Annotated in this window: 21 protein-coding genes; 9 read left to right on the plus strand and 12 right to left on the minus strand. The window is 58.3% G+C overall.

From position 1 onward, the window contains the following. The first annotated feature begins 27 nt into the window (after positions 1-27). Entirely contained in the window at positions 28-1,107 is a 1,080-nt protein-coding gene (locus ACR0AI_RS06850; protein ID WP_480672655.1) for a helix-turn-helix domain-containing protein, read from the plus strand. Here the strand turns inward: ACR0AI_RS06850 and ACR0AI_RS06855 are convergent. Next, the gene (locus ACR0AI_RS06855) at positions 1,071-1,970 is read right to left on the minus strand and encodes a LysR family transcriptional regulator (protein WP_480672657.1); all 900 of its coding nucleotides are present in this window, start codon (positions 1,968-1,970) and stop codon (positions 1,071-1,073) included. The two genes, ACR0AI_RS06850 and ACR0AI_RS06855, sit on opposite strands and share 37 nt — an antisense overlap. Before the next feature lie 103 nt (positions 1,971-2,073). Here ACR0AI_RS06855 and ACR0AI_RS06860 point away from each other — a divergent pair, with 103 nt between their 5' ends. Continuing rightward, positions 2,074-2,934 carry a phytanoyl-CoA dioxygenase family protein gene (locus ACR0AI_RS06860; RefSeq protein WP_480672659.1) on the plus strand — a complete coding sequence of 287 codons (861 nt, stop codon included), beginning with the start codon at positions 2,074-2,076 and terminating at the stop codon, positions 2,932-2,934. Positions 2,935-2,943: 9 nt separating this feature from the next. Here the strand turns inward: ACR0AI_RS06860 and ACR0AI_RS06865 are convergent, their stop codons facing one another. Further along, positions 2,944-4,248 carry a UDP-glucose dehydrogenase family protein gene (locus ACR0AI_RS06865; RefSeq protein ID WP_480672661.1) on the minus strand — a complete coding sequence of 435 codons (1,305 nt, stop codon included), beginning with the start codon at positions 4,246-4,248 and terminating at the stop codon, positions 2,944-2,946. Between the two features lie 158 nt (positions 4,249-4,406). Here ACR0AI_RS06865 and gmd point away from each other — a divergent pair, with 158 nt between their 5' ends. Together gmd and fcl are read left to right on the plus strand one after the other, a co-directional pair. Continuing rightward, positions 4,407-5,531 (plus strand): GDP-mannose 4,6-dehydratase, encoded by a 1,125-nt coding sequence (gmd, locus tag ACR0AI_RS06870; protein WP_480672663.1) that lies wholly within the window; start codon positions 4,407-4,409, stop codon positions 5,529-5,531. A 10-nt stretch (positions 5,532-5,541) separates the two neighbouring features. Continuing rightward, a complete protein-coding gene (gene fcl, locus ACR0AI_RS06875) occupies positions 5,542-6,519 on the plus strand; it encodes a GDP-L-fucose synthase (RefSeq protein WP_480672665.1) in 978 nt (325 codons plus the stop codon). Positions 6,520-6,554: 35 nt separating this feature from the next. Here fcl and ACR0AI_RS06880 read toward each other — a convergent pair whose 3' ends face one another. The 4 genes from ACR0AI_RS06880 to ACR0AI_RS06895 all read right to left on the minus strand — a co-directional run bounded on the left by ACR0AI_RS06880 (position 6,555) and on the right by ACR0AI_RS06895 (position 11,781). Next, positions 6,555-7,625 carry a DUF2793 domain-containing protein gene (locus tag ACR0AI_RS06880; RefSeq protein ID WP_480672667.1) on the minus strand — a complete coding sequence of 357 codons (1,071 nt, stop codon included), beginning with the start codon at positions 7,623-7,625 and terminating at the stop codon, positions 6,555-6,557. A 151-nt stretch (positions 7,626-7,776) separates the two neighbouring features. Continuing rightward, positions 7,777-9,207, minus strand: a complete 1,431-nt coding sequence (locus tag ACR0AI_RS06885) for a mannose-1-phosphate guanylyltransferase/mannose-6-phosphate isomerase (protein WP_480672669.1) — start codon at positions 9,205-9,207, stop codon at positions 7,777-7,779. A gap of 40 nt (positions 9,208-9,247) precedes the next feature. Continuing rightward, positions 9,248-10,141 (minus strand): UTP--glucose-1-phosphate uridylyltransferase GalU, encoded by an 894-nt coding sequence (gene galU, locus ACR0AI_RS06890; RefSeq protein ID WP_480672671.1) that lies wholly within the window; start codon positions 10,139-10,141, stop codon positions 9,248-9,250. 404 nt (positions 10,142-10,545) lie between these two features. After that, on the minus strand, positions 10,546-11,781 hold the full coding sequence (locus ACR0AI_RS06895; RefSeq protein ID WP_480672673.1) for a lytic murein transglycosylase: 1,236 nt from the start codon (positions 11,779-11,781) through the stop codon (positions 10,546-10,548). A gap of 153 nt (positions 11,782-11,934) precedes the next feature. On the opposite strand from ACR0AI_RS06895, the gene ACR0AI_RS06900 reads away from it, so the two are divergent. The 4 genes from ACR0AI_RS06900 to ACR0AI_RS06915 are packed head-to-tail and all read left to right on the plus strand — an operon-like array spanning position 11,935 to position 15,926. Beyond that, positions 11,935-12,894 carry a cytochrome ubiquinol oxidase subunit II family protein gene (locus ACR0AI_RS06900; protein ID WP_480672675.1) on the plus strand — a complete coding sequence of 320 codons (960 nt, stop codon included), beginning with the start codon at positions 11,935-11,937 and terminating at the stop codon, positions 12,892-12,894. Further along, complete coding sequence (locus tag ACR0AI_RS06905) at positions 12,891-14,978, plus strand: cbb3-type cytochrome c oxidase subunit I (RefSeq protein WP_480672677.1); 2,088 nt, start codon at positions 12,891-12,893, stop codon at positions 14,976-14,978. The genes ACR0AI_RS06900 and ACR0AI_RS06905 overlap by 4 nt, the downstream gene beginning before the upstream one ends. Continuing rightward, positions 14,975-15,607: a cytochrome c oxidase subunit 3 gene (locus ACR0AI_RS06910; protein ID WP_480672679.1), complete on the plus strand. Its 633-nt coding sequence runs from the start codon at positions 14,975-14,977 to the stop codon at positions 15,605-15,607. The genes ACR0AI_RS06905 and ACR0AI_RS06910 overlap by 4 nt, the downstream gene beginning before the upstream one ends. Beyond that, positions 15,600-15,926: a cytochrome o ubiquinol oxidase subunit IV gene (locus ACR0AI_RS06915; protein ID WP_480672681.1), complete on the plus strand. Its 327-nt coding sequence runs from the start codon at positions 15,600-15,602 to the stop codon at positions 15,924-15,926. Before ACR0AI_RS06910 ends, ACR0AI_RS06915 begins: the two co-directional genes overlap by 8 nt. Before the next feature lie 8 nt (positions 15,927-15,934). Here the strand turns inward: ACR0AI_RS06915 and ACR0AI_RS06920 are convergent, their stop codons facing one another. Together ACR0AI_RS06920 and ACR0AI_RS06925 are read right to left on the minus strand one after the other, a co-directional pair. Next, positions 15,935-16,297 carry a fluoride efflux transporter FluC gene (locus ACR0AI_RS06920; protein WP_480672683.1) on the minus strand — a complete coding sequence of 121 codons (363 nt, stop codon included), beginning with the start codon at positions 16,295-16,297 and terminating at the stop codon, positions 15,935-15,937. Further along, the gene (locus ACR0AI_RS06925) at positions 16,294-16,707 is read right to left on the minus strand and encodes a fluoride efflux transporter FluC (protein ID WP_480672685.1); all 414 of its coding nucleotides are present in this window, start codon (positions 16,705-16,707) and stop codon (positions 16,294-16,296) included. Before ACR0AI_RS06925 ends, ACR0AI_RS06920 begins: the two co-directional genes overlap by 4 nt. A gap of 221 nt (positions 16,708-16,928) precedes the next feature. Here ACR0AI_RS06925 and ACR0AI_RS06930 point away from each other — a divergent pair, with 221 nt between their 5' ends. Next, on the plus strand, positions 16,929-18,509 hold the full coding sequence (locus ACR0AI_RS06930) for an FMN-binding glutamate synthase family protein (protein ID WP_480672687.1): 1,581 nt from the start codon (positions 16,929-16,931) through the stop codon (positions 18,507-18,509). 3 nt (positions 18,510-18,512) lie between these two features. Here ACR0AI_RS06930 and ACR0AI_RS06935 read toward each other — a convergent pair whose 3' ends face one another. From ACR0AI_RS06935 to ACR0AI_RS06950, 4 genes are read right to left on the minus strand one after another with little or no spacing between them, the layout of a single operon-like run. Beyond that, positions 18,513-19,169: an ABC-type transport auxiliary lipoprotein family protein gene (locus tag ACR0AI_RS06935; protein ID WP_170378328.1), complete on the minus strand. Its 657-nt coding sequence runs from the start codon at positions 19,167-19,169 to the stop codon at positions 18,513-18,515. Continuing rightward, positions 19,166-20,482 (minus strand): MlaD family protein, encoded by a 1,317-nt coding sequence (locus tag ACR0AI_RS06940; RefSeq protein WP_480672689.1) that lies wholly within the window; start codon positions 20,480-20,482, stop codon positions 19,166-19,168. The genes ACR0AI_RS06935 and ACR0AI_RS06940 overlap by 4 nt, the downstream gene beginning before the upstream one ends. Positions 20,483-20,495: 13 nt before the next feature. Next, positions 20,496-21,302: an ABC transporter ATP-binding protein gene (locus ACR0AI_RS06945; protein WP_170639677.1), complete on the minus strand. Its 807-nt coding sequence runs from the start codon at positions 21,300-21,302 to the stop codon at positions 20,496-20,498. Position 21,303: 1 nt separating this feature from the next. Next, complete coding sequence (locus tag ACR0AI_RS06950) at positions 21,304-22,428, minus strand: ABC transporter permease (RefSeq protein WP_480672691.1); 1,125 nt, start codon at positions 22,426-22,428, stop codon at positions 21,304-21,306.

Raw genomic sequence — 22,428 nt, forward strand, 5'->3', positions numbered from 1 at the left:
GGTCGGAAATAGCCAAACAATACGGGAATGAAGCCTAAACCTGTCACATCCGACCCCGATGATGAGGCCGAAGATCTCGGGCCGCGCAGCATCTATGATGGCGACCCGGAGGATGAGGATGATCTATGGTTTCTCCCGCCTGAGGAAGACGCGCCACAGGATGATTTCCTGACACCTGGCCCTCGGGCAGATCAACGGCAGCTTTTCGATCCCAGAAAGTGGCAGGCCGCGCAATCCGGGTTGTCATCCGAACTTGCGGATCTGGCGGTGACCTTCGGCGCATTGGATGAGCGGCTGCGGGCAGGGCCGGACGGGTGGACCCATCGTCTGGCCTTGATGGATGTTTCCGATCTGGGCTGGTGGACGGGTGACCGGATCAGTGTCGAACGCTTGGCGCTTTGGACAAGTCTGCGGATCGGCGCGACCGGTGATGATGTGCAGTCCCTCTATCGGGCAGGGTGGGCGGTGCGCCGCCTGTCATCAGGTGCGGCACCTTCCCATGACGGGTGGGAGGCCGGGTTGACCGCCTTTCTGGACCGGATAGCGCAAGGGATCGAAGAGGTTCCGGAGGCGATTGCAGACCTGTCGGACGTGATGCGCAGCGTCGAGGCGCTGCACCCCGTCACTCAGGCCGCGATAGCCTTTCATGCGTGGCGTGCAGTCTCTCAAGGACCCGGTCAGGATACGGAAGCGGCCGTCATTGCCGCGCGTCATGCGGCCTCGATGGGGCGGGGCGGGGCGCTTTTCATGCCGCTGGCCCTGTCCGGGCCGGGCGCGCTGCGTGGAGTCGGATCGCCCGACGAAAAACTGTCCGCCTGGATTCGCGGGGCCGGACAGGCCGCACTTGCAGCCTTGTTGCATCTGGACCGGATCAACGCGTGGGAGGCGCGGGCGAAGGAGGCAACAGCCGACCTCAGCGGCCGAACGCCGCCTTTGTTGATCGACGCGCTGCGGGCATGGCCCATGGTATCTGCCCCTCTTGCCGAAGAACTGACCCAGGCCTCGCGCGCTGCAGTACAACGCAACATTGACCGTTTCACCCGCCGCGGTTTGATCCGCGAAGTCACGGGTCAGGGGCGATATCGCGTTTGGACGGCGGCGCTATAGTCTAGCAGCCAGTCGCGAAACAGGCGGGCCGACCGGCGCAAATCGGTACGCGAGGGATAGATCAGGTGATAGGCTTCCTGCCCGCTGACCTGCAGGTCGGGCAGGCAAGGCACCAGTCCTGAGCCCTCCATGATACGGTCGGATGCGGGCGCGCGAGCCAATGCGATCCCAAGCCCGCTGGCGGACAGCTCGGCCGCCATAATCGAGTTGTCGGCAAAGAAGAACCGGGCCTGGCCAGTTGGCAAACGCAGCGCTTCGAACCAAAAGAGCCAGCTGGCACGGTGGGTGGATACTTCGATCAGGGTGAATTGCAGTAGGTCCTGCGGGGTACGGATCTGTGCAGCAACCTCAGGCGGAGCGACGGGAAACAGAACCTCCTGCAACAGTTCATCTCCTTCAGTGCCAAACAGCGCGGGATTGCCAAACACGATCTGTAGATCTGTGAACTGATTGATGAAATCCGAATTCGCATTGCCGGTGGTCAGCGAAAGACTGATCTGAGGCTGCACGGTCTGGAATGCGGGGAGGCCTTTAGCTAAAACACCATGGGCAAACAACAAAACCGACTGAACGTATAACCTCTGTTCCCGCGTCTCACCGAACAGGCCAGTGGTGGCTGTCTCCAGCATCAGCAGCGATTGCTGGACCGAGGGCAGATAGGCACGCCCCGCTTCCGTCAACGTGACGGCATGGGCATGGCGGTGAAACAGCGGCGTGCCCAGCCGGGTCTCAAGCGCCTTGACCTGTTGGCTGACGGCGGCTGGCGACATGTTCAGCTGCGATGCTGCACGGGAAAAGCTCTCCGTGCGTGCGGCTGCTTCGAACACGCGTAGCCAGTTGAGGGATGGGATGCGAGGCAACATGTAGCGCAGGCTAAGCTAGACTTATCCTGACAGGCAAGAGGTTTGGTTTTGACCTGTCTCTCCTCGCGGATACCCTTTGCGCACACGGCAAATAGGTGACCCAATGGCGACGACTTTAACGCATCAACAATCCAACCAGTATTGGGAGGATGGCTATCTCTTTCCCCTCTCCGTCTTTTCCGAAGTCGAGGCTGCCGGTTTCCGAGCTGAGCTGGAGCAGATTGAGAACGACTGGCTGGATGCGGATCTGCCCTTGCCTTTGAACACCTACAAAAGGGTAAATGCACATCTGGTCATGCCACTGGCGACGCGGATCGCGCAGGATCCTCGCGTTCTGGACGTGGTCGAGGGCGTTCTGGGTCCTGATATCATGATCTGGTCGGCCGAGTTTTTCATCAAGGAGGCCAACACCGCGCAAACGGTTGGTATGCATCAGGACCTAACCTATTGGGGCATGGGCGAAACGCCGGATCAGGTCACGGCCTGGATCGCTCTGTCCCCGGCGACGGTAAGTAGCGGGTGTATGGATTTCGTGCGCGCCAGCCATAAGAACCCGATCTTGCCGCATACCGATACATATTCGGAAACGAACCTGTTGTCCCGCGGGCAAGAGGTGGCCGTCGAGGTTGCCGAGACCGACAAGACCCATATCGAGCTCGCGCCCGGTCAGATGTCGCTGCATCACGGGCTGACGATCCACGGTTCAGGGCAGAACCAGTCCGAGGACCGGCGGATCGGACTGGCCATCCGCTATCTCAGCCCAGGCGCGCAACAATTGGTGGCGGACCGAGACTATGCGCTGCTAGCTAGGGGTTCGGACAAACACAGCAATTTCGTGCCGGTTCAAGCACCTACAGAATTGTTCTCATCCGATGCATTGGCAACATATGAGAAAGTGCGAAGGGATCAGAGCAAAGCACTGGCGGAAGGGGCAGACGCGTCGGTTCCGCTTTATGCAGGTTGAGGTGGGCGGTTAACGCCCGACCCCCACATAGGTTTCAAAACCTGCTTTTTCGACACTGTCCTGAGAGTAGACGTTGCGCAGATCCACCATGCGCGGAGTCTTCATCGCTCCGCCAAGTTCGCTTAGGTTCAGGGCACGGAACTCGTTCCATTCGGTCAGAAGAACAACGACGTCGGCATCCTTGGCCGCCGCGTATGGGTCATCGCACCAATCCACGCCGGGCAGCAGCGCCTCGCCTTCAGCTCGGCCTTGCGGGTCGACCACGCGTACTTTGGCCCCACCGCCGATCAGGGCCGGAATAATGGTCAGGGATGGGGCGTCGCGCATATCGTCGGTGTTGGGTTTAAACGTCACCCCCAGCACCGTCACGGTCTTGCGGTTGAAACTGTCGTCGCAAGCGTCGCGGATCTTGTCGATCATGCGCTTTTTCACACCGTCATTGACGCGGATCACGGCCTCGGTGATCTGCATCGGATGCGCGTGTTCCTGCCCGATCCGGGCCAGAGCGGCGGTATCCTTTGGAAAGCAAGAGCCGCCATAACCGGGCCCCGCATGTAGGAATTTATTGCCGATCCGACCATCCAGCCCAATCCCGCGCGACACCTCTTTGACGTCGGCGCCCACCTTCTCGCACAGACCAGCGATCTCGTTAATGAAGGTGATCTTGGTCGCCAGGAAGGCGTTGGCGGCGTATTTGATCATCTCGGCGCTTTCCAGATCGGTGGTCAGGATCGGAAAGTCTCGCAGATAAAGCGGGCGGTAGATTTCGGCCATCACCTCAGCAGCGCGGTCGTTTTCCACACCCACAACAACCCGGTCAGGGCGCATGAAATCGTCGATCGCAGCTCCTTCGCGCAGGAATTCCGGGTTCGAGGCCACATCGAACTGCGCGTTCGGATTTGCGGCAGTGACGACCTGCTGCACCTTGCGGTTGGTGCCGACGGGTACGGTGGATTTTGTCACAATCACAGCATAGTCGGTCAGCGCATTGGCGATCTCTTCGGCTGCAGCCATGACATAGGTCAGATCCGCGTGATTGTCCCCGCGTCGCGTCGGTGTGCCGACGGCGATGAAAACCGCCTCCGCCCCGTTTACGGCGTCTTGCAGGTTGGTCGTAAAACTAAGCCGTCCGGCGGCCACGTTCTTAGCCATCAGAGCGTCCAGCCCCGGCTCATAAATCGGAACCTCACCGGCTTGCAGCATCTGGATCTTCTGCTCGGACTTGTCGACACAGATGACATCATGGCCGAAATCCGAAAAACACACCCCTGACACCAAACCCACATAGCCGGTGCCGATCATCGCAATACGCAAGCTCGAATTCCTCTTTTAGTCTCGGCCGAAATGCGCCTGCACAATCAAAGAAATTGTCGTCAGGTGCAATGCCAGATTGTCGCCTTGGGTTGCATTCCATACGGTCTTGCTGTTTTTGAGGCGTCAAACAGACGCATTTGTGGAAACGAGGCACAGTTATGACCAAAACGGCATTGATCACCGGTATTACCGGCCAGGACGGATCGTATCTGGCCGAGTTCTTGTTGGAAAAAGGCTATGAGGTGCATGGAATCAAGCGGCGTGCCTCTTCGTTCAACACGCAGCGGATCGACCATATCTATCAGGACCCGCACGAGCCGAACCCCAAGCTACATCTGCACTATGGTGATCTGAGCGACACGTCCAATCTGACGCGTATTATCCAGCAGGTTCAGCCTGATGAGGTCTATAACCTTGGGGCCCAATCGCATGTGGCGGTCAGCTTTGAATCCCCCGAATACACAGCGGATGTGGACGCGATTGGGACGCTGCGCCTGCTCGAGGCGATCCGGTTTCTGGGACTGGAGGAGAAGTGCCGCTTCTACCAGGCCTCCACGTCCGAGCTTTATGGGCTGGTGCAGGAAACGCCCCAGCGTGAGACCACGCCGTTCCACCCGCGCTCGCCCTATGCTGTGGCCAAGCTTTATTCCTACTGGATTACGGTGAACTATCGTGAGGCCTACGGGATGTATGCCTGCAACGGCATCCTGTTCAATCACGAAAGCCCGCGCCGGGGCGAGACCTTCGTGACCCGTAAGATCACGCGCGGTCTGGCGAATATCGCTCAGGGTCTCGAAGATTGCCTGCATATGGGCAATATCGGCAGCCTGCGGGACTGGGGCCATGCAAAGGATTACGTCCGTATGCAGTGGCTCATGCTGCAACAGGACGCGCCCGAAGACTTCGTGATTGCGACTGGGGTGCAATATTCCGTGCGCCAGTTCATCGAATGGTCCGCCGCCGAACTGGGCGTGACTCTGGAATTCACTGGTGAAGGCGTTGATGAGGTTGCGACCGTCAAGGCGGTAGAGGGCGACAACGCTCCGGCGCTGAAGCCTGGGGATGTGGTGATGCGGATCAACCCCCGCTATTTCCGCCCAGCAGAGGTGGAGACCCTGCTGGGTGATCCGTCCAAAGCCAAGCAGAAACTGGGCTGGGTGCCCGAGTTGACGGTGCAGGACATGTGCGAAGAGATGGTGCGCGAAGACCTCAAGACAGCGCAGCGCCATGCGTTGCTGAAGCAACACGGCTATGAGATGCCCGTGAGCTTGGAAAACGGCTGAGGACCCTAGCATGTGCAAAATCTACGTAGCAGGGCACCGCGGCATGGTTGGGGGTGCCATCCTGCGCAAATTGCAGGACCGGCAGGCCGCAGGCGAGGCCCTGAGCCTCATCACCCGCACGCATTCCGAACTGGATTTGACCGATCAAGCTGCGGTACGCGCCTTCATGCAGGCCGAGAAGCCCGATGTGGTCGTCCTGGCTGCGGCCAAGGTGGGGGGTATTCATGCCAACAATACCTACCCAGCTGATTTTATTTACAAAAACCTGATGATTGAGTGCAACGTGATCCATCAGGCGTTTGAGGCTGGTGTCAAACACCTACTACAACTTGGAAGCTCGTGCATCTACCCGCGTGCGGCGCAACAGCCGATGCGTGAAGACGCCCTATTGACGGGTATTCTTGAACCCACCAACGAACCCTATGCGGTGGCCAAGATCGCCGGGATCAAGCTGTGCGAAAGCTATAACCGGCAGCACGGGGTGGACTATCGCTCGGTCATGCCGACCAACCTCTATGGCCCGGGGGACAATTTTCATCCCGAAAACAGCCATGTGCTGCCCGCCCTGATCCGCCGTTTCCACGAAGCGCAGCGGGATGGTGTGGATGAGGTGGTGATCTGGGGCACCGGGAAACCCCGCCGTGAGTTCCTGCACGTGGATGACATGGCCGAAGCGTCTTTGTTCGTGCTGGACCTGCCACGTGACGTTTACGAGGCGAACACGCAGCCGATGCTCAGCCATATCAACGTCGGGTGCGGGTCTGACATCTCGATTGCCGAGCTTGCGGCGCTGGTGGCGCAGGTCACGGGCTTCACCGGGCGGATCACGCAGGATATCTCAAAGCCCGACGGGACCCTGCGCAAGTTAATGGATGTGTCACGTCTGGCGGATATGGGATGGACGGCCTCGATCGGGCTTGAGGACGGTATTCGCGAAACTTACGCTTGGTTTCTTGAACAGTCTCAGGGCGATCTTCGCGCGAAATAGAGGCCCGAACCCCAACGTCCAGGCTCCATTTTAGCTCAGAACCAACGTCCAATCGCGGTCAGAGACGGCGCGCGGGCTGTTGCATCTGATGTGGTGGAAAGAACCTTGCAAACGACCTGGCTGGTCGAAGGTTCGTCGGCCCCCAAGAACCGACCCGTACCGCCGCCGCTGCCACTGACAGACGGGGCCGCTGCAAAAGCGACCGGGAAGGTCCACGTCTCGGTCGTGCTGGCAAACAAAGCGCCGTCACTGCTGGTGCAACCTGTGGCGGTCAGGGTCGTGGTGCAAATCTGAGTGCCATCGGCGAATCGGACATAGTCGCCCGTTGCGGTGCTGCCGCGTTCGATCACCGCACCTGTCGGAGCGCCTGCGTTTTCAGTAACCGATCCCAACAGATTGCCCGGCCCATAGCCATAGTCGGCCCGCATTAAACGTCCAGCCGTGATATCCGTCGGACTATTTTGAACGGCGGCGCCGCTGGCGATACCCGTGGCGGGATCAAGGCGCAGCGCATCTGTCCAACTGCCGCCGTCCGGCGACACCTTGATCGAGAATCCGGTGCTGCCGGAAAGGCCCATCTCGGCGTGGCCCGTCCAGTTGGATTGAAACAGCAGCGACGCGGTTTCGCCAGAGGCGGACTTGTTGATCTTCAGCTGATGGCCTCCGCCCTCATGGCTCAGCAGCGTTGCGGGGCCACGAACGGATAGGCGGTTGGTGCTGTCGTAGCCGGTGGCAACGCCTATACCGGGCAAGTTCGTGGTTTCGACCGGAGGGGTGATCCACCCGCTACCGTCCCACAATTTCACCTGTCCGTCGGCCTGATCCCAGGCACGCCAGCCTGTCCGCGGGGTCAGGAAATACCAAGCAGTATCAATCCAGGCGGCCACTTCACCTGCGTGACCGTCCCAATCTCCGGTCGGGTTCGCGCCCAGCCCATGAATCTCACCCTGTTCCGGGGCGGCGGGTGGATTTGTGCTGCTGGTCGACACGACGCTCAGCTGCACCACGAGGTCCAACTGGCGCAGGGCCTCGTTATGGGTGACGTGCTTCTGAGCCTGAGACGGCTGCAGAAACGGCAGGTTCAATCGGGGTGAGGTCTGAGACACGGGCGTCCTCCTTAGGCTGTCGGTCCGACATTTCGTTGCGCGCCACCCTGCCGCAGGACGCGTGAATTCTGTCTGACCGAAGCGAACGCCCGGAGGTGTTTCTGTTTACCTTTTCACCTGAATCTCGTGCAAGAAACTGAATTCAAACAGTTTAACTGCGTGAGTAGATGTCCTCATAGCGGATGATGTCATCCTCACCCAGATACGTGCCTGTCTGGACCTCGATCAGCACCATGGGCACCTTGCCGGGATTTTCCATGCGATGGACCGCACCCAAAGGAATGTAGACAGACTGGTTTTCGGACACCAGACGCTCTTCTTCGTCGATTGTGACCTTGGCAGTGCCCTCCACCACGATCCAGTGTTCGGACCGGTGGTGATGCGACTGCAGGCTGAGCGCCGCGCCTGGGTGGACGTGGATGCGCTTGACCTGAAACCGGTCGCCGATCACCAGGCTTTCGAACCAGCCCCAAGGGCGATGGTCCACAGGCAGGGATTCGGCCTGTTTCGCACCTTTGACCTTCAGCGCGGTCACGGCCTTTTTGACATCTTGCGCCTTGTCCATGCTGGCGACCAGAACCGCGTCGGGCATGGCAACGGCAATCACGTCTTGCAAGCCCAGCGCCACAACCTCCTGCGCCGGAGATTCCGAGCGGACCAGCACGTTTTGACAGTCAATCGCCGTGACTTCGCCGGATGTCGCGACGCCATCTGCGTCGGGATGGGTCAACTCTTGCACCGCGGACCAACTGCCTACATCCGACCATCCGGCCGCATAGGGTACAACGCTCAGGTTGTCCGCTTTCTCCATCACGGCATAGTCGATCGAGATATCTTCGACCTCAGACCAAGCCTCGGCATCCAGTCTGAGGAAGCCAAGGTCACTCTTGGCGTTTTCGACAGCGTTTTTGACAGGGCTCAAAAGGGCAGGCGCGTGTTGTTCGAACGCCGCGATGATGTCCCGAACAGCGAACAGGAAGATGCCCGAGTTCCACAGATAGCTGCCATCGGCCAGCATGGATTGAGCGGTTTCGAGATCGGGCTTTTCAACGAACCGATCCAGAGGGACCGCGTGGGTCTCGGGAGTTTGGCTCAGTTTCAGGTAACCATAGCCGGTTTCCGGTCGATCCGGAGTGATGCCGAAGGTCAGCAGATCACCACGCTCGGCAATTGCGCGCAGACCCTCGGTGACCGCGTCGTGAAATGCGCTGGAATCGGGGACTACGTGGTCAGACGGAGCCACCAGCATCACCGCATCCGGGTCGATTTCATTCAGGAACAAAGCTGCGGCCAGAACGGCGGGCGCGGTGTTACGTCCTTCGGGTTCGATCAGAACCGGGCCGGGGTCTATGCCGATCTCGGTCAATTGCTCCGGCACGACGAAGCGAAACGCCTCATTTGTGAGGACGACAGGTTTGGCGTAAGGCGCGGCTTCAGGCCCACGCATTCTGAGGGCGCAATCCTGCAACAGGCTGTTTTCGCCCAGCAAAGGCACAAACTGCTTGGGATAGCTTTTCCGCGAGAGCGGCCACAAACGGGTTCCAGACCCCCCGCACAGAATTACTGGGTATACGGTTGTCATGATCGCGCAGCGTCTTTCATTTCTGTGTCTTATCGCCCGTTTACTGGGCCGCTTTCTCTGCCGTGACAAGGTCGTGCAGATAGGCGCTCAGGTCATCGCGCAGATCATCACGGGCCAAGGCAAATGCAACCGTCGCCTGCAGGAATCCAGCTTTCGATCCGCAGTCGAAGCGTTGACCGTCAAATTTGTAGCCAAAGACAGGAACACCGTTGCGGATATCTTCGGCAATGGCGTCGGTCAGCTGGATTTCTCCGCCGCTGCCCTTCTTTTTTTGGTTCAGATTGTACAGAACTGACGGCCCAAGCACATAGCGTCCTATGACTGCGAGGTTTGAGGGCGCATCCTCAGGCTTGGGCTTTTCGACCATGCCGCGTGTGCGCACGACCGTGCCCACATTGTCGCCCACATCCAACACCCCGTAAGAGCTGGTTTTTTCTGGCGGAACCTCCATCGCGGCAACCATATTGCCGCCGGTTTCCTCATACGCTTCGATCATCTGCTGCAAACAAGGCTTGTCGGCGGCGATGACGTCATCGGGCAGCATGACGGCGAAAGGCTCGTCCCCGATCAGACGGCGCGCGCACCAGACCGCGTGGCCAAGCCCAAGCGCCTTGTGCTGGCGGATATAGGCGATGGCGCCGCTTTCCATGTTTGTCGCATTGAGCGTATCCAGCAGCTTGTCCTTGCCTTTGGCTTTCAGCTCTTGTTCCAGAACGAGGTTATGGTCGAAATAATCCTCAAGCGCGGATTTCCCGCGGGACGTGACAAATATGAACTCGGTGATCCCGGCTGCGCGGGCTTCGTCGATGGCGTATTGGACCAGAGGGCGGTCAACCAGCGTCATGATCTCTTTCGGAACGGATTTCGTCGCGGGCAAAAAGCGTGTTCCAAGTCCTGCTACGGGGAAAATCGCCTTGGTGACCTTGCGTGTCATAGTGCCTCTCAATCTAGTTGCCCCTTATGGTCGAAACCGGTCGGGTTATTCCTCTTAGGCTTTGGGGCCGGATCATTCAATATTACCCGAAGGGCCTGAGCTTAAATCGGTCAGATCGTGCCATGGCGGGAACAGCAAGTCAAAAGACAGTTATGTCGCCAGTTTCTGGTTTCTGGGGCTGTTATCTCAAGCCTGGAGGCCGCTTAGTTGAAGCACTCCAGTATCGCGTTCTGGGCGATGTATCCATAACGGGTTGATTCTAAACAGCCGCGCCAAGCCTGTGCGACATCTCCGGTCAATAGAAAGGCCGTGCATCAAGCCAATTTAGGCGAGTCCATCAATTGAACGGCAATCGGCAACGATAGCCAAATAAGAAGAGCATTGTTGATTTTGACTGGGGCTGGCTACTGACCAAGTTCAGAGACAAGTGCACGGTCAGGGAAACACGTCTCGGCCCGACCTTGCGTTTTCTGCCAGCGCCCGATTGAGCGTCGTGTTTTGAAACCTGGCAGCCCATCTGCACCGCCGACATCATGGCCAAGGCGTTCCAACCCTCTTTGCATCGCTGCAATTTCTGATCGGTATAGCGGGTCAACGCGACCCCAGCGCGCTGTGAAGTCTCCGACGCCGAATGCAATCCGATCCCCGACATGACCCACGAACAGGGCGTATAGATCGCTCTTGTTGTATTCTTTCAGGACGTAGAAATTCTGGGTCACCAAAAACGCAGGCCCGGTTCGACCTGCGGGCATCATTAGGAACCCTTGGGCGGGCAGTTCATGCGCTGGAAACGGACGGCCCGATGTTCGCGTGATCCCCATCAAGGCCCATTCCTCGATCTTGCGACCCTGATCAGGACCCTCCAGAGCGCAGCTGACTGTATCAGGCACAAAAACCTCAAACCCCCAATCACGGCCCGAAATCCAGCCATGCTTCGACAGGTAGTTGGCGATCGAGGCGATCGTGTCCTCTTCGGATTGCCAGATATCTGCGCTGGCATCGCCATCTCCGTCCACGGCGTAAGTCAGAAAACTCGACGGCATGAATTGCGGCTGCCCCAGCGCTCCGGCCCAGCTGCTTTTCATCTCACGACCGTTCAAATGCCCTGCTTCCGCGATTTGCAAAGCGGCCAGCAACTCGGCTGTGAAATATTGCGAGCGGGTGCTCATGAACCCCTTTGTCGCTAGGACCTGAAACGCGTTGTGAGGGATAGCCACTTGGCCATAGCCGCTTTCACGTCCCCAGATGGCGAGGATAATGCGGGCTGGAACGCCGGTTTCGGCCTCGATACGGGCAAGCACCGCCGCATGCCGTTTGGCCATTTTGCGCCCCTGAGCAGTCGCGCCTTGCAAAGAGCCTGCTTTGAAATAGCGCGCTGGCGCTCCGAATTCGGCCTGGGATTGTGGTTGTGATGACCGCGGCGGGCTGCCCGGAGGTACCAGATCGGGAAGATCCCATTTCAATGCCACGCCGGACAGCGCACGCGTCATGGTCTGGCGCGAAACGCCTTTGGCACGGGCTTGCGGCCACACCGTTTCCTGCAACCAGTTTTGAAACTGACGCTCAACCTTGGCGCGATCTTGCGCGTTGGCCGCCAGGGGCTGGATGGTAAGGCAAAAAATCAAAATGAGAATACGCATCGTAGCCAAGCTGTGTCCCGACGATGCCTGCAAGTCAACCGAAACCAGAGCTCCATTGGTGTCAGCTTGATGGCCACGATCAAAAGCCTTGAGAAATCTCTTGCCTTTGTCGATAGTTGCACTGAAACGGGATGCGAAAGAGGACAGTCGCCTATGACCAAGGTCAGAACGGCCCTCATATCGGTGACGACGCTGATGGTCCTTCTGGTGGTGTTGTCGGCCGGGACAGCAGGCGCCAGTGACAGCTTCATGGACCCTCAAGGGCCAATCGCGGCGGTGCAAAAGGCACATCTTTTGCGGGCAACGTGGTTGATTTTGATCGCAGTTGTGCCTGTTCTTGTTCTGGTTCCGCTTATTGCGATGCGATATCGCCGTCGGAAGGGTGGCACAGCTGCTTACAGGCCAGATTGGGACTTCTCGCCCCGGCTCGAGATGGTGATGTGGGGCGTTCCGGTGGTGATCGTCACGATTTTGTCGGTTTATCTGTGGAAAGCGACCCATCGCCTGGACCCTTACGCGGCTCCCTTTGGGGATGAACCTGCCGTTCAGGTTCAGGTCGTGGGCCTCGATTGGAAATGGTTGTTCATCTATCCCGACCTAGGGATCGCTACCGTGGGTGAGATGGGTATTCCCGTCAAACAGCAGATCGCTCTGACCCTGACAACGGACACCGTCATGCAGTCCTTTATGATCCCTGCCTTGGCCGGGCAGATTTACGCGATGCCGGGAATGACCACTCAGCTGCATCTGGTCGCAGATCAACCCGAAGAGATGCAGGGCGAGAATACGCAATATAACGGGCGCGGTTTCACGAAACAGAAGTTCGAAACGCTTGCCATGTCGGCTGAGGATTTTGACGCTTGGGTCGAAACTGTGCGCCAAAACGGCATCGTGTTGGATGAGGCAACGTATAAGACTGTCGCCATGCGTTCGGACCGGGATGAGGTGCAGCAGGCCCTCGGAACCTCAGATATGCCCCAAAATGCTTTGTACTTCCGCTTGGATGACGGCGATTTGTTTCATTCCATTCTGCATCGCTATCACTCTGGCCAAGCACTGCCGCACGATCAGCAACCGGGCACGACATCATACGGGCAGGGGGTCGGCCAATGACTTCAGACACCGGTTTCTTTGGTCGCCTCAGTTGGGACGCGTTTCCCATTGCCGGGCTGATCCAGGACCCCAACGCAAATGAGATCGTCGCCAATGCCGCCGCCGCCGTGGTCATAGTCGGAGCGGCTGCCGTTGTCTTTCTGCTGACGTGGTTTCGGCTGTGGGGGCCGCTGTGGCGCGACTGGCTGACCAGCGCTGACCACAAGAAAATCGGCATCATGTATATCGTCTTTGCCATCGTCATGCTGGCCCGCGGTGTGCTGGAAGGCGTTGTCATGCGCGCTCAGCAGGCGGCTGGGCCGGGCGACGGTTTCCTTGAGGCCGAGCATTTCGCCGAACTCTTCAGCACGCACGGCACGATCATGATTTTCTTTGTTGCTGTGCCCTTTGTCTTTGGCATCGCGAACTACGTCATCCCGTTGATGATCGGCGCGCGGGACGTCGCCTTTCCGGTGATGAACCAGATCAGCCTGGGGCTGACGGTCTCGGCCGGCATGATGCTGATGGTGTCGCTGGTGGTCGGAGAATTCTCGACCGGGGGATGGACCGCTTATCCGCCCTATACCGGGGCCGCGTTCAACCCTGGTGTAGGGCCCGATTACTGGATCTGGGCCATCGTCGTGTCGGGAATCGGAACGACACTGACCGGGATCAACTTTGCCGTCACAATCTACAAGCTGCGGGCTCCCGGAATGACCTTCATGCGGCTGCCGATGTATTGCTGGACGATAATCTGCAGCTCGATCCTGATCGTCTTTGCGATGCCGCCGCTCGGGGTCGCGGCCTTGTTGCTGGCCGCTGATCGGTATTTGGATTTTCATTTCTTCACCAACGACCTCGGCGGCAATATGATGAACTATGCCAACCTGTTCTGGCTGTTCGGCCACCCTGAGGTCTACCTGCTGGTCCTGCCCGCCTATGGTATCTATTCCGAGGTCTTTGCGACTTTCTCGGCCAAGCGCATCTATGGCTATACCTCGCTGGTGATTGCCACCATGTCGATTGCGGTCCTGTCCTTCACCGTCTGGCTGCATCACTTCTTCACAATGGGCCAAAGCGCGCTGATCAATGCCGTGTTCGGTATCGCGACCATGCTGATCGCCATCCCTACCGGCGTGAAGGTCTATGACTGGATGGCCACCCTCTGGCGGGGTCGTATCCGGTTCTCGGTCCCGATGCTTTATGGGCTGGCTTTTCTGATGCTGTTTGTCATTGGCGGCCTTAGCGGAGTAATCTTGGCCAACCCAACGGTTGACTATCAGGTCCACAACACCCTGTTTCTAGTGGCGCACTTCCACAATGTTCTGCTGCCCGGCGTACTGTTTGGCTTGCTCGCGGCGTATAACTACTGGTTCCCCAAGGCGTTTGGGTTTCGTCTAAATGAAGGGTGGGGCAGGGTGACGGTTGCGCTCTGGACCGTTGGATTCATGCTGACCTTCCTGCCGCTCTACTTTGTCGGCCTGATGGGCATGCCGCGCCGGTCGTTCAGTTGGGAGGACCCGAGCTTTCACCCCTATATGATTGTCGCGGTGGTCGGAGCATTGATTATCACAGCTGCGCTGCTATCGGTTCTGGTCCAGCTCTGGGTCAGCATCCGCGACCGCGACAAAACCCGCGTTCCTGTGGGCGACCCATGGGATGGCCGCTCGTTGGAGTGGTCGATCCCAGCACCGCCACCGCCCTATAATTTTGCCATCATACCGGTGGTGACCACGCGGGATGACTTCGCCACGGCCAAAGAGCGCGGTGCGGCCTATCCGACGCCGGACGCCTATGAGGATATCGATATGCCGCGCAATACCGGGATCGGGTTCATCCTCTGCGTGACCAGCGGTATCTGGATGTTTGCGCTGGTCTGGTGGATCTGGTGGCTGGCAGCGCTGATGACGGTTGCGATGATCCTGGCCTTCATCATCTGGACCTTCGACACCAGCACCGAAATCACCATCCCCGCCGAGGAGGTCCGCAAGGAACACGAAGCCTGGCTCGCACTGGTTCACAGCGCAACCGCCGTGGATCGCGACCACGAGACGGCGACCGAAAACCGAGGCCTTGCCCGACCCGATATGGAGGCGGTGACATGAAACGCGCCCCAACCCACAGCTATCCCGGCATCAACCTCGGTGAACGCCACGCCAGTGCCCACAAAGCGTCCGAAGTCGTCACCTTCGGCTTCTGGGTCTTCCTGATGAGCGATCTGGTCTATTTCGGCCTGATGTTCGCGATCTACATCACGATGATCGACGCGCAGGCGGGTGGTCCCGGCCCGCACGAGCTGTTCGACCTCAAAAGCATCTTCGCGCAGACCATGATCCTGTTGACTAGCAGCCTGACCGTCGGGTTGGCCATGCTGGCTCTGAAATACAACCTGCCAAGGTCAAGGATCATTCTGTGGTTCGGAGTAACGCTGTTCCTGGGCCTCAGCTTCCTTGTTTTAGAGATCCGAGACTTCATGGCGATGGTGGAGAAGGGCGGTATTCCGCAACGCAGCGGCTTCCTGTCGGCCTTCTATGGGCTGGTGCCGTTGCACGGGCTGCATGTGGCAGCGGGCTGTGTGTGGTTGATTGTTTTAGGCATTCAACTGCGCGTCATGGGCATGACCGATCTGGTCATCTCACGCGTCGTGCGCCTTGCGTTGTTCTGGCACTTTCTCGACCTGATCTGGATCGGCATCATCACAATCGTCTATTTCGGAGGTCTGACCTATGGATAAACGCTCCGAGATGCACCGGCGCGAGCGGCGGCGCTATGTCATTGGCTACGGAGGCTCGCTGCTTTTGACGCTTGTGATGTTCGGCGTTGCACAGGTGTTCGGCATTGAAACGACCGGCGTGTATCTGACCATCGGTCTGTTGGGTCTGGCGCAGCTGATCTTTCAACTGGTCTATTTCCTGCACATTGACCGACGGCGCAGCAGCCGCGAGGATCTGGATCTGATCCTGTTTTCGACCCTTGTTCTGTTGATTATCATTCTCGGAACGGTCTGGATCTTGGGCAATCTTGCGGTCCGAATGCATATGCACGCAATGTAGCCGGCACGTCAGCGTGTGATGACGAGACCCAACCACAACGCGCCCCAACACATCACAAGGCTGACGACGATATTGCCTGCGGCCAGAGCCAGCGTCTGCTGGCGCCGCAATTCTAGCGATTGATAGGCGAAGCTGGAAAACGTGGTGAAGCCACCGCAAAAGCCGAAAACCAGCCGCTTTTCCTCCTCGCCCATGTCTACAGGGCCTCCCAGATAGCCCAGCCACAGCCCAAGCAACAGGCTGCCAAGCACATTCACAATCAAAGTTGAGAGGGGGAGGTCGTGCGTGACCCGTAACGCTACCCAATGTCGAAGAACAGCGCCCAAACCACCGCCCAAGCCAAACAGAGCATGCAGGTACAGATCCGTCATGCGGACCCCCGGCCTGCATGAAAACGCCGCCCGAGGGCCTCACCAGCGATGGCGGCACCCAGGCCAACTGCAATCTCCAACCCGGCCGCAGTCGCTGCTGCCCCAAGCGTGTTTGCAGCCAACCGTTCAAGCTCGGCCACAAAGGAGGAGAACGTGGACAGACCACCACAAAACCCGACGGCTCCGAGGTGCAAAACATGCGCGTGAACCCGATGCCGGATGGAATAGAGCCAGCCGAGGACAAAGCAGGCGAAAACGTTGATCCCGAACGTTGAAGTCAGGATGGACGCGCCCAGGATATCCACCGAGAAAACTTCTCGGACCACAGAACCCAGAGCGCCGCCGACAAAGACCGCCAGAAACATCAAAACGCGGCCTTTTGTACTTGATCGAGAGGTCTGCGTGTTCACTCTGCCTGTCCTTTGTGCCGACCGGTCAGGCGTCACGCCCCAAAAACACCAGATCGATCAAACTCGTAACGCGATTTCACAAACGCGTCTCCTTTGATTGCAAACTGTCTGAGGGCTTGCAATCAAAAGCCAAGCTGTTTCACTTTGATTTAGCATTTTCGGTTTTGATCTGAATGGATTTTACGCCGCACTCCAAAACGACCCACCCAAGGAGATCAGGAATGGTTGTACGCAGGCTTTACTATTTTCTCAGCTTCGTCTGTTTGCCTCTGGTTCTGCTTTTGGGCTTTGTCTGGCACCCGGCGCATTGGCTTCTGATCATACTGATCCCTTACGCGGTGATCGGAATGTACGACATTCTGACCACCAAACATAACGTGCTGAACAACTATCCCGTGCTGGGTCATTTTCGGTACATGCTGGAGTTCGTCAGTCCCGAAATCCGACAGTATTTCGTGGAAACCAACGAAAGCGGTCGTCCCTACAACCGGATCGTTCGTAGCCTGATTTACTCTCGCGCCAAGGGTCAGGTCGATACGCAGGCCTTTGGTACGCAATACGACATCACGACCGTAGGCTATCACCGCGCCAATCATTCGCTGGCCCCCAAACACGTGGATGAAAGCGAAGAACGCATCATGCTGGGCGGGCCGCAATGTGAAAAACCGTATAGCGCGTCGCGTCTGAATGTCTCGGCCATGAGTTTCGGGGCGCTGAGCGCCAACGCCATTCGGGCCTTAAATGGTGGGGCAAAAGATGGCGGTTTCGCTCATAACACCGGTGAGGGCGGGTTATCTCCGCATCATTTGGCCGAAGGCGGTGACATTATCTGGCAGATTGGCACCGGCTATTTCGGTTGTCGGACCCCCGACGGAGGGTTCGACAAAGACAAGTTCGCAGAAAAGGCCACTAAGGACGTGGTCAAAGCGATCGAGATCAAGCTGTCTCAGGGGGCTAAACCCTCGCATGGCGGGGTACTGCCCGCGGCCAAGGTCGACAAAGAGATTGCTGAGATCCGAGGCGTGCCAGAGCATCAGGACGTCATTTCTCCGCCGGTTCATTCGGCTTTTGGCGGCCCGAGCGAGCTGCTCGAGTTCGTCCAGCATCTGCGCGAGATGTCAGGCGGAAAACCGGTTGGCTTCAAACTGTGCATCGGTAACCCGTCCGAATTCATGGCGATCTGCAAGGCAATGTTGGAGACCGGGATCCTGCCCGATTTCATCACCATTGACGGCTCCGAAGGGGGCACAGGGGCCGCTCCGGTTGAGTTCACGAACCGTCTTGGAATGCCGCTGAACGAGGCGTTGATTTTCGTGAACAACTGTCTGAAGGGCGTCGGCTTGCGCGACAAAATCCGCATCATCTGTTCGGGCAAAGTGGCTACAGGCTACGACCTGGTCGAAAAATTCGCTCTGGGGGCTGATATGTGCAACGCCGCGCGTGCCATGATGTTTGCGGTCGGCTGTATTCAGGCGCTGCATTGCAACACCAACCGCTGTCCATCCGGTGTGGCGACCCAAGACCCGATCCGGGGAAGGGCGGTAAACGTGCCGCAAAAACGAAAGCGAGTACATCGCTACCACGATGCCACCTTGGAGAGCTTTCGCGAACTGCTGGGCGCGATGGGAAAATCAACCGTAGCCGAGCTTCACCCCCGTGACATCCTACGCCGCACCGCCGACGAGCGGGAGCATTCCTACGCGCAAATGCACACAATCCTTGAAGAAGGCGCATTGCTGTCGGACACTATTCCCGCCGAATTCGCCGACGATTGGAACCGTGCGTCAGCCCAGCATTTCTAGGGTCTACTGCAACGACGGTCGGGGATTGTTGGCCGCGTGAGAGTGGATTTTACGTACGCTCCACTCCACGGCATCGCGCATGGTCTTGCCGAGCGCGATGTCAAAGGCCTCAACCAGATCAGGAGTCTGATCACTGGCCGAGACGACATATTCGCGGAATGAGCTTGAGGCGATGATTTTGTCTTCAAACTCGTCGATGATCTTGATGTTCATCCGCACCTCGACCCGTACCGACGTGGAATCCTCAGTTTCCGATACGACAAGACCCTGAAATTCACGCAAGTCCGGTTGAATGACATAGTCCGCGCGCAGTCCGACCGTAGATCGACCCACCGCAGCAACCTTGCCCGAGTTCTCAAAGCTCTCGACCATCAGCGCCTGCACGATCAGCGGCGCGCGATCGACCCAGCGCGCTTGCGGCAGGTATTGCACCTGAAGCGCAGTGGGCTGAATGGCGATCTGGTCAGTGTTTACGGCGGCCGTCGCCGTCGGCTCTTGCACAACGATCTGCTTTTGGACCCGGGGCAGCGAAGAAGAAAACGTGCTTTTGGGTGTCAGCAGATACAGGTTGTTGGGTTTTGAGGCCTGTCGCAGCGTACCAAGACCGGCGCAGGCCCCCAGCAACGTCAAAGACAGGGTCAGAAACAGGGTCCTAATCATTGACGGAACTCCGATGCTTGGGTGCCCAGCAGGAACCGTGCTGGGTCGCGTTCTATTCTGTCAGCCAAGCGGTCGAGGGAAATGACCAGCCGCTGCGCCTCTTCGACGAAACGGACGAATTGAGGCAGGCCAACGCGCAGGAAATTCGACACCTGACGGCTGTTGTCTTGTACGATCTTGTCGACCGTTCCCAGCAGCTCCTTCGCTGAATTCGAGGCGCTGAGGACATCGTCCGAGATCTCGTCGATTTTGTTGGTGATGTTCGAGACGGTCTCGGTCACCTGATTGGCAGCTTTGCGGATGTCTTCAGCCACAGGAGCCACGTCTTCGTCTATCACCCGGTTTGCTGTGTCAAAGGCACGCTCAGCCGAGGCCAATACGCCTTTGGTCGATTCCATCGCGGTGGTGATTGACGCCAGCGTGGTGTTGGCATTCGCTACAGTTTCGGTAATCACAGCCAGCGAGACACTGGCCTCATTCGACAACCGCGTCAGGTTCTCGGCCAGTTCCGAGCCGCGCTGAATAAAGGGCTTGATGTCTTCGGCCATGACGCTGTTCGCCGTCGTCAGGGTTGTTTTGGCTTCATCCAACGCGCCTGTCGCCGAGTCCGCCGCCGTTTTGACTGATTGCAGCGTCTCGTTTCCGGTTTGAAGCGTGGTTTCAGCCGCAGCGATCAGCGGGTCGAGACGTTTGGTGAACTCACCGATATCCTTGGCCGCATTGCCGATATTGCCGGAAACGGTTTCAAAATCCGACATCGTCTTGTCCAGACGCCCGGTGGCGGACGCAAGGTTTTCGAGAATATCCGAGACGGCCTTGCGGTTCTTTTCATCGACGACCGAGTTCAGCTCTTGCAACAGTGTGATGGCTTCATCCAAAACCTTCGGCGCGCCTTCGAACAGAGATTGGATCGTACTCCGTTTGCTTTTGATCACGCTGTTTTGCGGAAGACGGGCGGCGGTGGTCGATCCTCCGGTCAGTTCGACATAGCCGACGCCGGTGACACCAAGCGACTGCAATTGGGCGATCGTGTCTTCTGTGACGGGGATATCCGCATCGACCTCAATCCTCACCCGTACTTTCGAGGGGTCGTCATCATCCAGATTTAGTGAGATCACCTGTCCAACCGGAAGGCCGTTGAAACTGACCCCTCCTGCGGCCGACAGGCCGGATACATTGTCGAACAACACGTCATAGTAGGCGTATTGGCGGGTCACCTCGAACTTGGCGAGCCATAGGAAAAAGCCAAAAGCCCCCAATAGTGCTGCAAGGGTAAATGCGCCGATTAGAATATAGTTCGCTCGGGTTTCCATCGCCTTACCTGCCTTACCCCTTCTGCTGCGCCGCGCGGGCGCGGGGGCCTGTGAAGTATTCCTGAACCCAAGGATGGTCGACCTTGGTCATCTCTTCTATTGGACCTTCAACCAGTACGCGTTTTTCTGCAAGTACCGCGATGCGGTCGCAGATCGCATACAGACTGTCCAAATCATGGGTGACCATGAAAACCGTCAGGCCCAATGCCTGCTGCAACTCCCGGATCAACTCATCATAGGCGGCGGCACCGATTGGGTCCAAGCCCGCGGTGGGCTCATCTAGAAACACGATCTCGGGGTCCATGGCCAAGGCGCGAGCCAGCGCGGCCCGTTTGCGCATCCCGCCCGAAAGTTCGGATGGAAACTTGCCGCAACTCAGCTGTGGAAGGCCCACTAGGCTGATCTTCAATGCGCCTAGAGATTCCATCAGTTTTTCGCTCAGGCCCGTATGTTCGCGAAGAGGGGCCATGACGTTCTGCAAAACGGTGAGCGAGGAAAACAGCGCACCATCCTGAAACGCCACGCCCCAGTGGCGTTCGATACGGCGGCGGTCTTCCTCGGGTCCATTCAGGACATCTACGCCTAGTACCTCGATGCTGCCTGCCGCTGGCGTGTTCAGCCCCACAATCGTGCGCAGTAGTACCGATTTACCGGTGCCCGAGCCGCCAACGATGCCCAAGACCTCACCCCGCCAGACATCGAGATCCAGATTGTCGTGGACAACCTGCGGCCCGAACTGATTGCGCAGCCCGCGCACGCGGATCACCGCCTCGCGTTGCGCATCTGCCTGAGTGGTCTGATGTTGCACCGTGCCGTCCATGTCAGATCCCAATCTCAGAGAAGAAGATCGAAAACAGGGCGTCGATGGCGATCACCATAAAGATCGACTGCACGACCGAAGCCGTGGTGCGCTGACCCACGCTCTGGGCCGAGCCTTTGACCTGCATGGCCTGCCAGCAGGCGATCACGCCGATGACCAGCGCGAAGAAGGGCGCTTTGATCAGCCCAACTGCCAATTGCCAGACATCCGTGCTTTCGTTCAAACGTGTAACGAACATGCCGGGGCTGATGCCAAGGTCGATCCAGCTCATCAATCCGCCGCCAAACAGGCCTGCCAGATCAGCAACAAAGCCCAGGATCGGGAGCATGATCAACAGGGCCACAACACGCGGCACCACCAAAACCTCGATCGGGTCCAGACCCAGCGTGCGCATGGCGTCTATTTCCTCCTGCACCTTCATCGACCCGATTGACGCGGTAAAGGCCGACCCCGACCGACCGGCAACAATAATAGCGGTCAGAAGGATCCCAAGCTCTCGCAGTACCGAGATCGAGATCAGCTCGACCACAAAAATCTCGGCCCCGAATTGTTTCAACTGCGTGGCCCCCTGAAAGGCCAGAACAACGCCGATTAGAAACCCCATCAACGCCACGATAGGCAGGGCTTTGAACCCGGTTTCCTCCATATGCGTAAACAGGGCAGCCCGGCGCAGACGCCAGGGCATGACCAGCGTGCGCCCAAGCCGATGCAGTGTCAGGCCCAGGAACCCAAGGATCGAGAGCGTGTCCTTCCACGCTCCAACTGTTTTCTGACCAACGCTGGCGACCCAATCCACGGCATTGCGGGGCGGGGCCAGCTTTCCGGGATGGTCGGGGATGTTCTGCGATACGGTCTCGATCAGTGCGGCGTGGGCCGGTTGAACCCCCCGGAACTCTAGCTGAGCGCCAGCCGTCGTGAACCGCTTGGCAAGATCCGCAACCAGCCACGCGCCGCTTGTATCCAATGCTTCCACATCCGATAGATCCAGCGTGACATGCCCGCCCGCTGGTTGAACGTTTGCAAAAGGCCCCTCGACCGGAGCAAGCGATTGCGTCAGCATTTCGCCTGCAATACGGATCCGGGTGCCATCGCTTTCGCGTTCGGCGGAAATGGTTGGGCTGCTCAT

Source organism: Ruegeria sp. BG3, assembly GCF_056538485.1.

Excerpts from the sequence above, each read along its gene's own strand:
- ACR0AI_RS06920 (WP_480672683.1), bottom strand. The coding sequence starts at position 16,297 with ATGACGGATCTGTACCTGCATGCTCTGTTTGGCTTGGGCGGTGGTTTG.
- ACR0AI_RS06935 (WP_170378328.1), bottom strand. The coding sequence starts at position 19,169 with ATGATTAGGACCCTGTTTCTGACCCTGTCTTTGACGTTGCTGGGGGCC.
- ACR0AI_RS06950 (WP_480672691.1), bottom strand. The coding sequence starts at position 22,428 with ATGAGCAGCCCAACCATTTCCGCCGAACGCGAAAGCGATGGCACCCGG.
- ACR0AI_RS06930 (WP_480672687.1), top strand. The coding sequence starts at position 16,929 with ATGGTTGTACGCAGGCTTTACTATTTTCTCAGCTTCGTCTGTTTGCCT.
- ACR0AI_RS06940 (WP_480672689.1), bottom strand. The coding sequence starts at position 20,482 with ATGGAAACCCGAGCGAACTATATTCTAATCGGCGCATTTACCCTTGCA.
- ACR0AI_RS06885 (WP_480672669.1), bottom strand. The coding sequence starts at position 9,207 with ATGACAACCGTATACCCAGTAATTCTGTGCGGGGGGTCTGGAACCCGT.
- ACR0AI_RS06860 (WP_480672659.1), top strand. The coding sequence starts at position 2,074 with ATGGCGACGACTTTAACGCATCAACAATCCAACCAGTATTGGGAGGAT.
- ACR0AI_RS06850 (WP_480672655.1), top strand. The coding sequence starts at position 28 with ATGAAGCCTAAACCTGTCACATCCGACCCCGATGATGAGGCCGAAGAT.
- ACR0AI_RS06855 (WP_480672657.1), bottom strand. The coding sequence starts at position 1,970 with ATGTTGCCTCGCATCCCATCCCTCAACTGGCTACGCGTGTTCGAAGCA.
- ACR0AI_RS06910 (WP_480672679.1), top strand. The coding sequence starts at position 14,975 with ATGAAACGCGCCCCAACCCACAGCTATCCCGGCATCAACCTCGGTGAA.
- fcl (WP_480672665.1), top strand. The coding sequence starts at position 5,542 with ATGTGCAAAATCTACGTAGCAGGGCACCGCGGCATGGTTGGGGGTGCC.
- galU (WP_480672671.1), bottom strand. The coding sequence starts at position 10,141 with ATGACACGCAAGGTCACCAAGGCGATTTTCCCCGTAGCAGGACTTGGA.
- ACR0AI_RS06905 (WP_480672677.1), top strand. The coding sequence starts at position 12,891 with ATGACTTCAGACACCGGTTTCTTTGGTCGCCTCAGTTGGGACGCGTTT.
- gmd (WP_480672663.1), top strand. The coding sequence starts at position 4,407 with ATGACCAAAACGGCATTGATCACCGGTATTACCGGCCAGGACGGATCG.
- ACR0AI_RS06915 (WP_480672681.1), top strand. The coding sequence starts at position 15,600 with ATGGATAAACGCTCCGAGATGCACCGGCGCGAGCGGCGGCGCTATGTC.
- ACR0AI_RS06945 (WP_170639677.1), bottom strand. The coding sequence starts at position 21,302 with ATGGACGGCACGGTGCAACATCAGACCACTCAGGCAGATGCGCAACGC.
- ACR0AI_RS06895 (WP_480672673.1), bottom strand. The coding sequence starts at position 11,781 with ATGCGTATTCTCATTTTGATTTTTTGCCTTACCATCCAGCCCCTGGCG.
- ACR0AI_RS06900 (WP_480672675.1), top strand. The coding sequence starts at position 11,935 with ATGACCAAGGTCAGAACGGCCCTCATATCGGTGACGACGCTGATGGTC.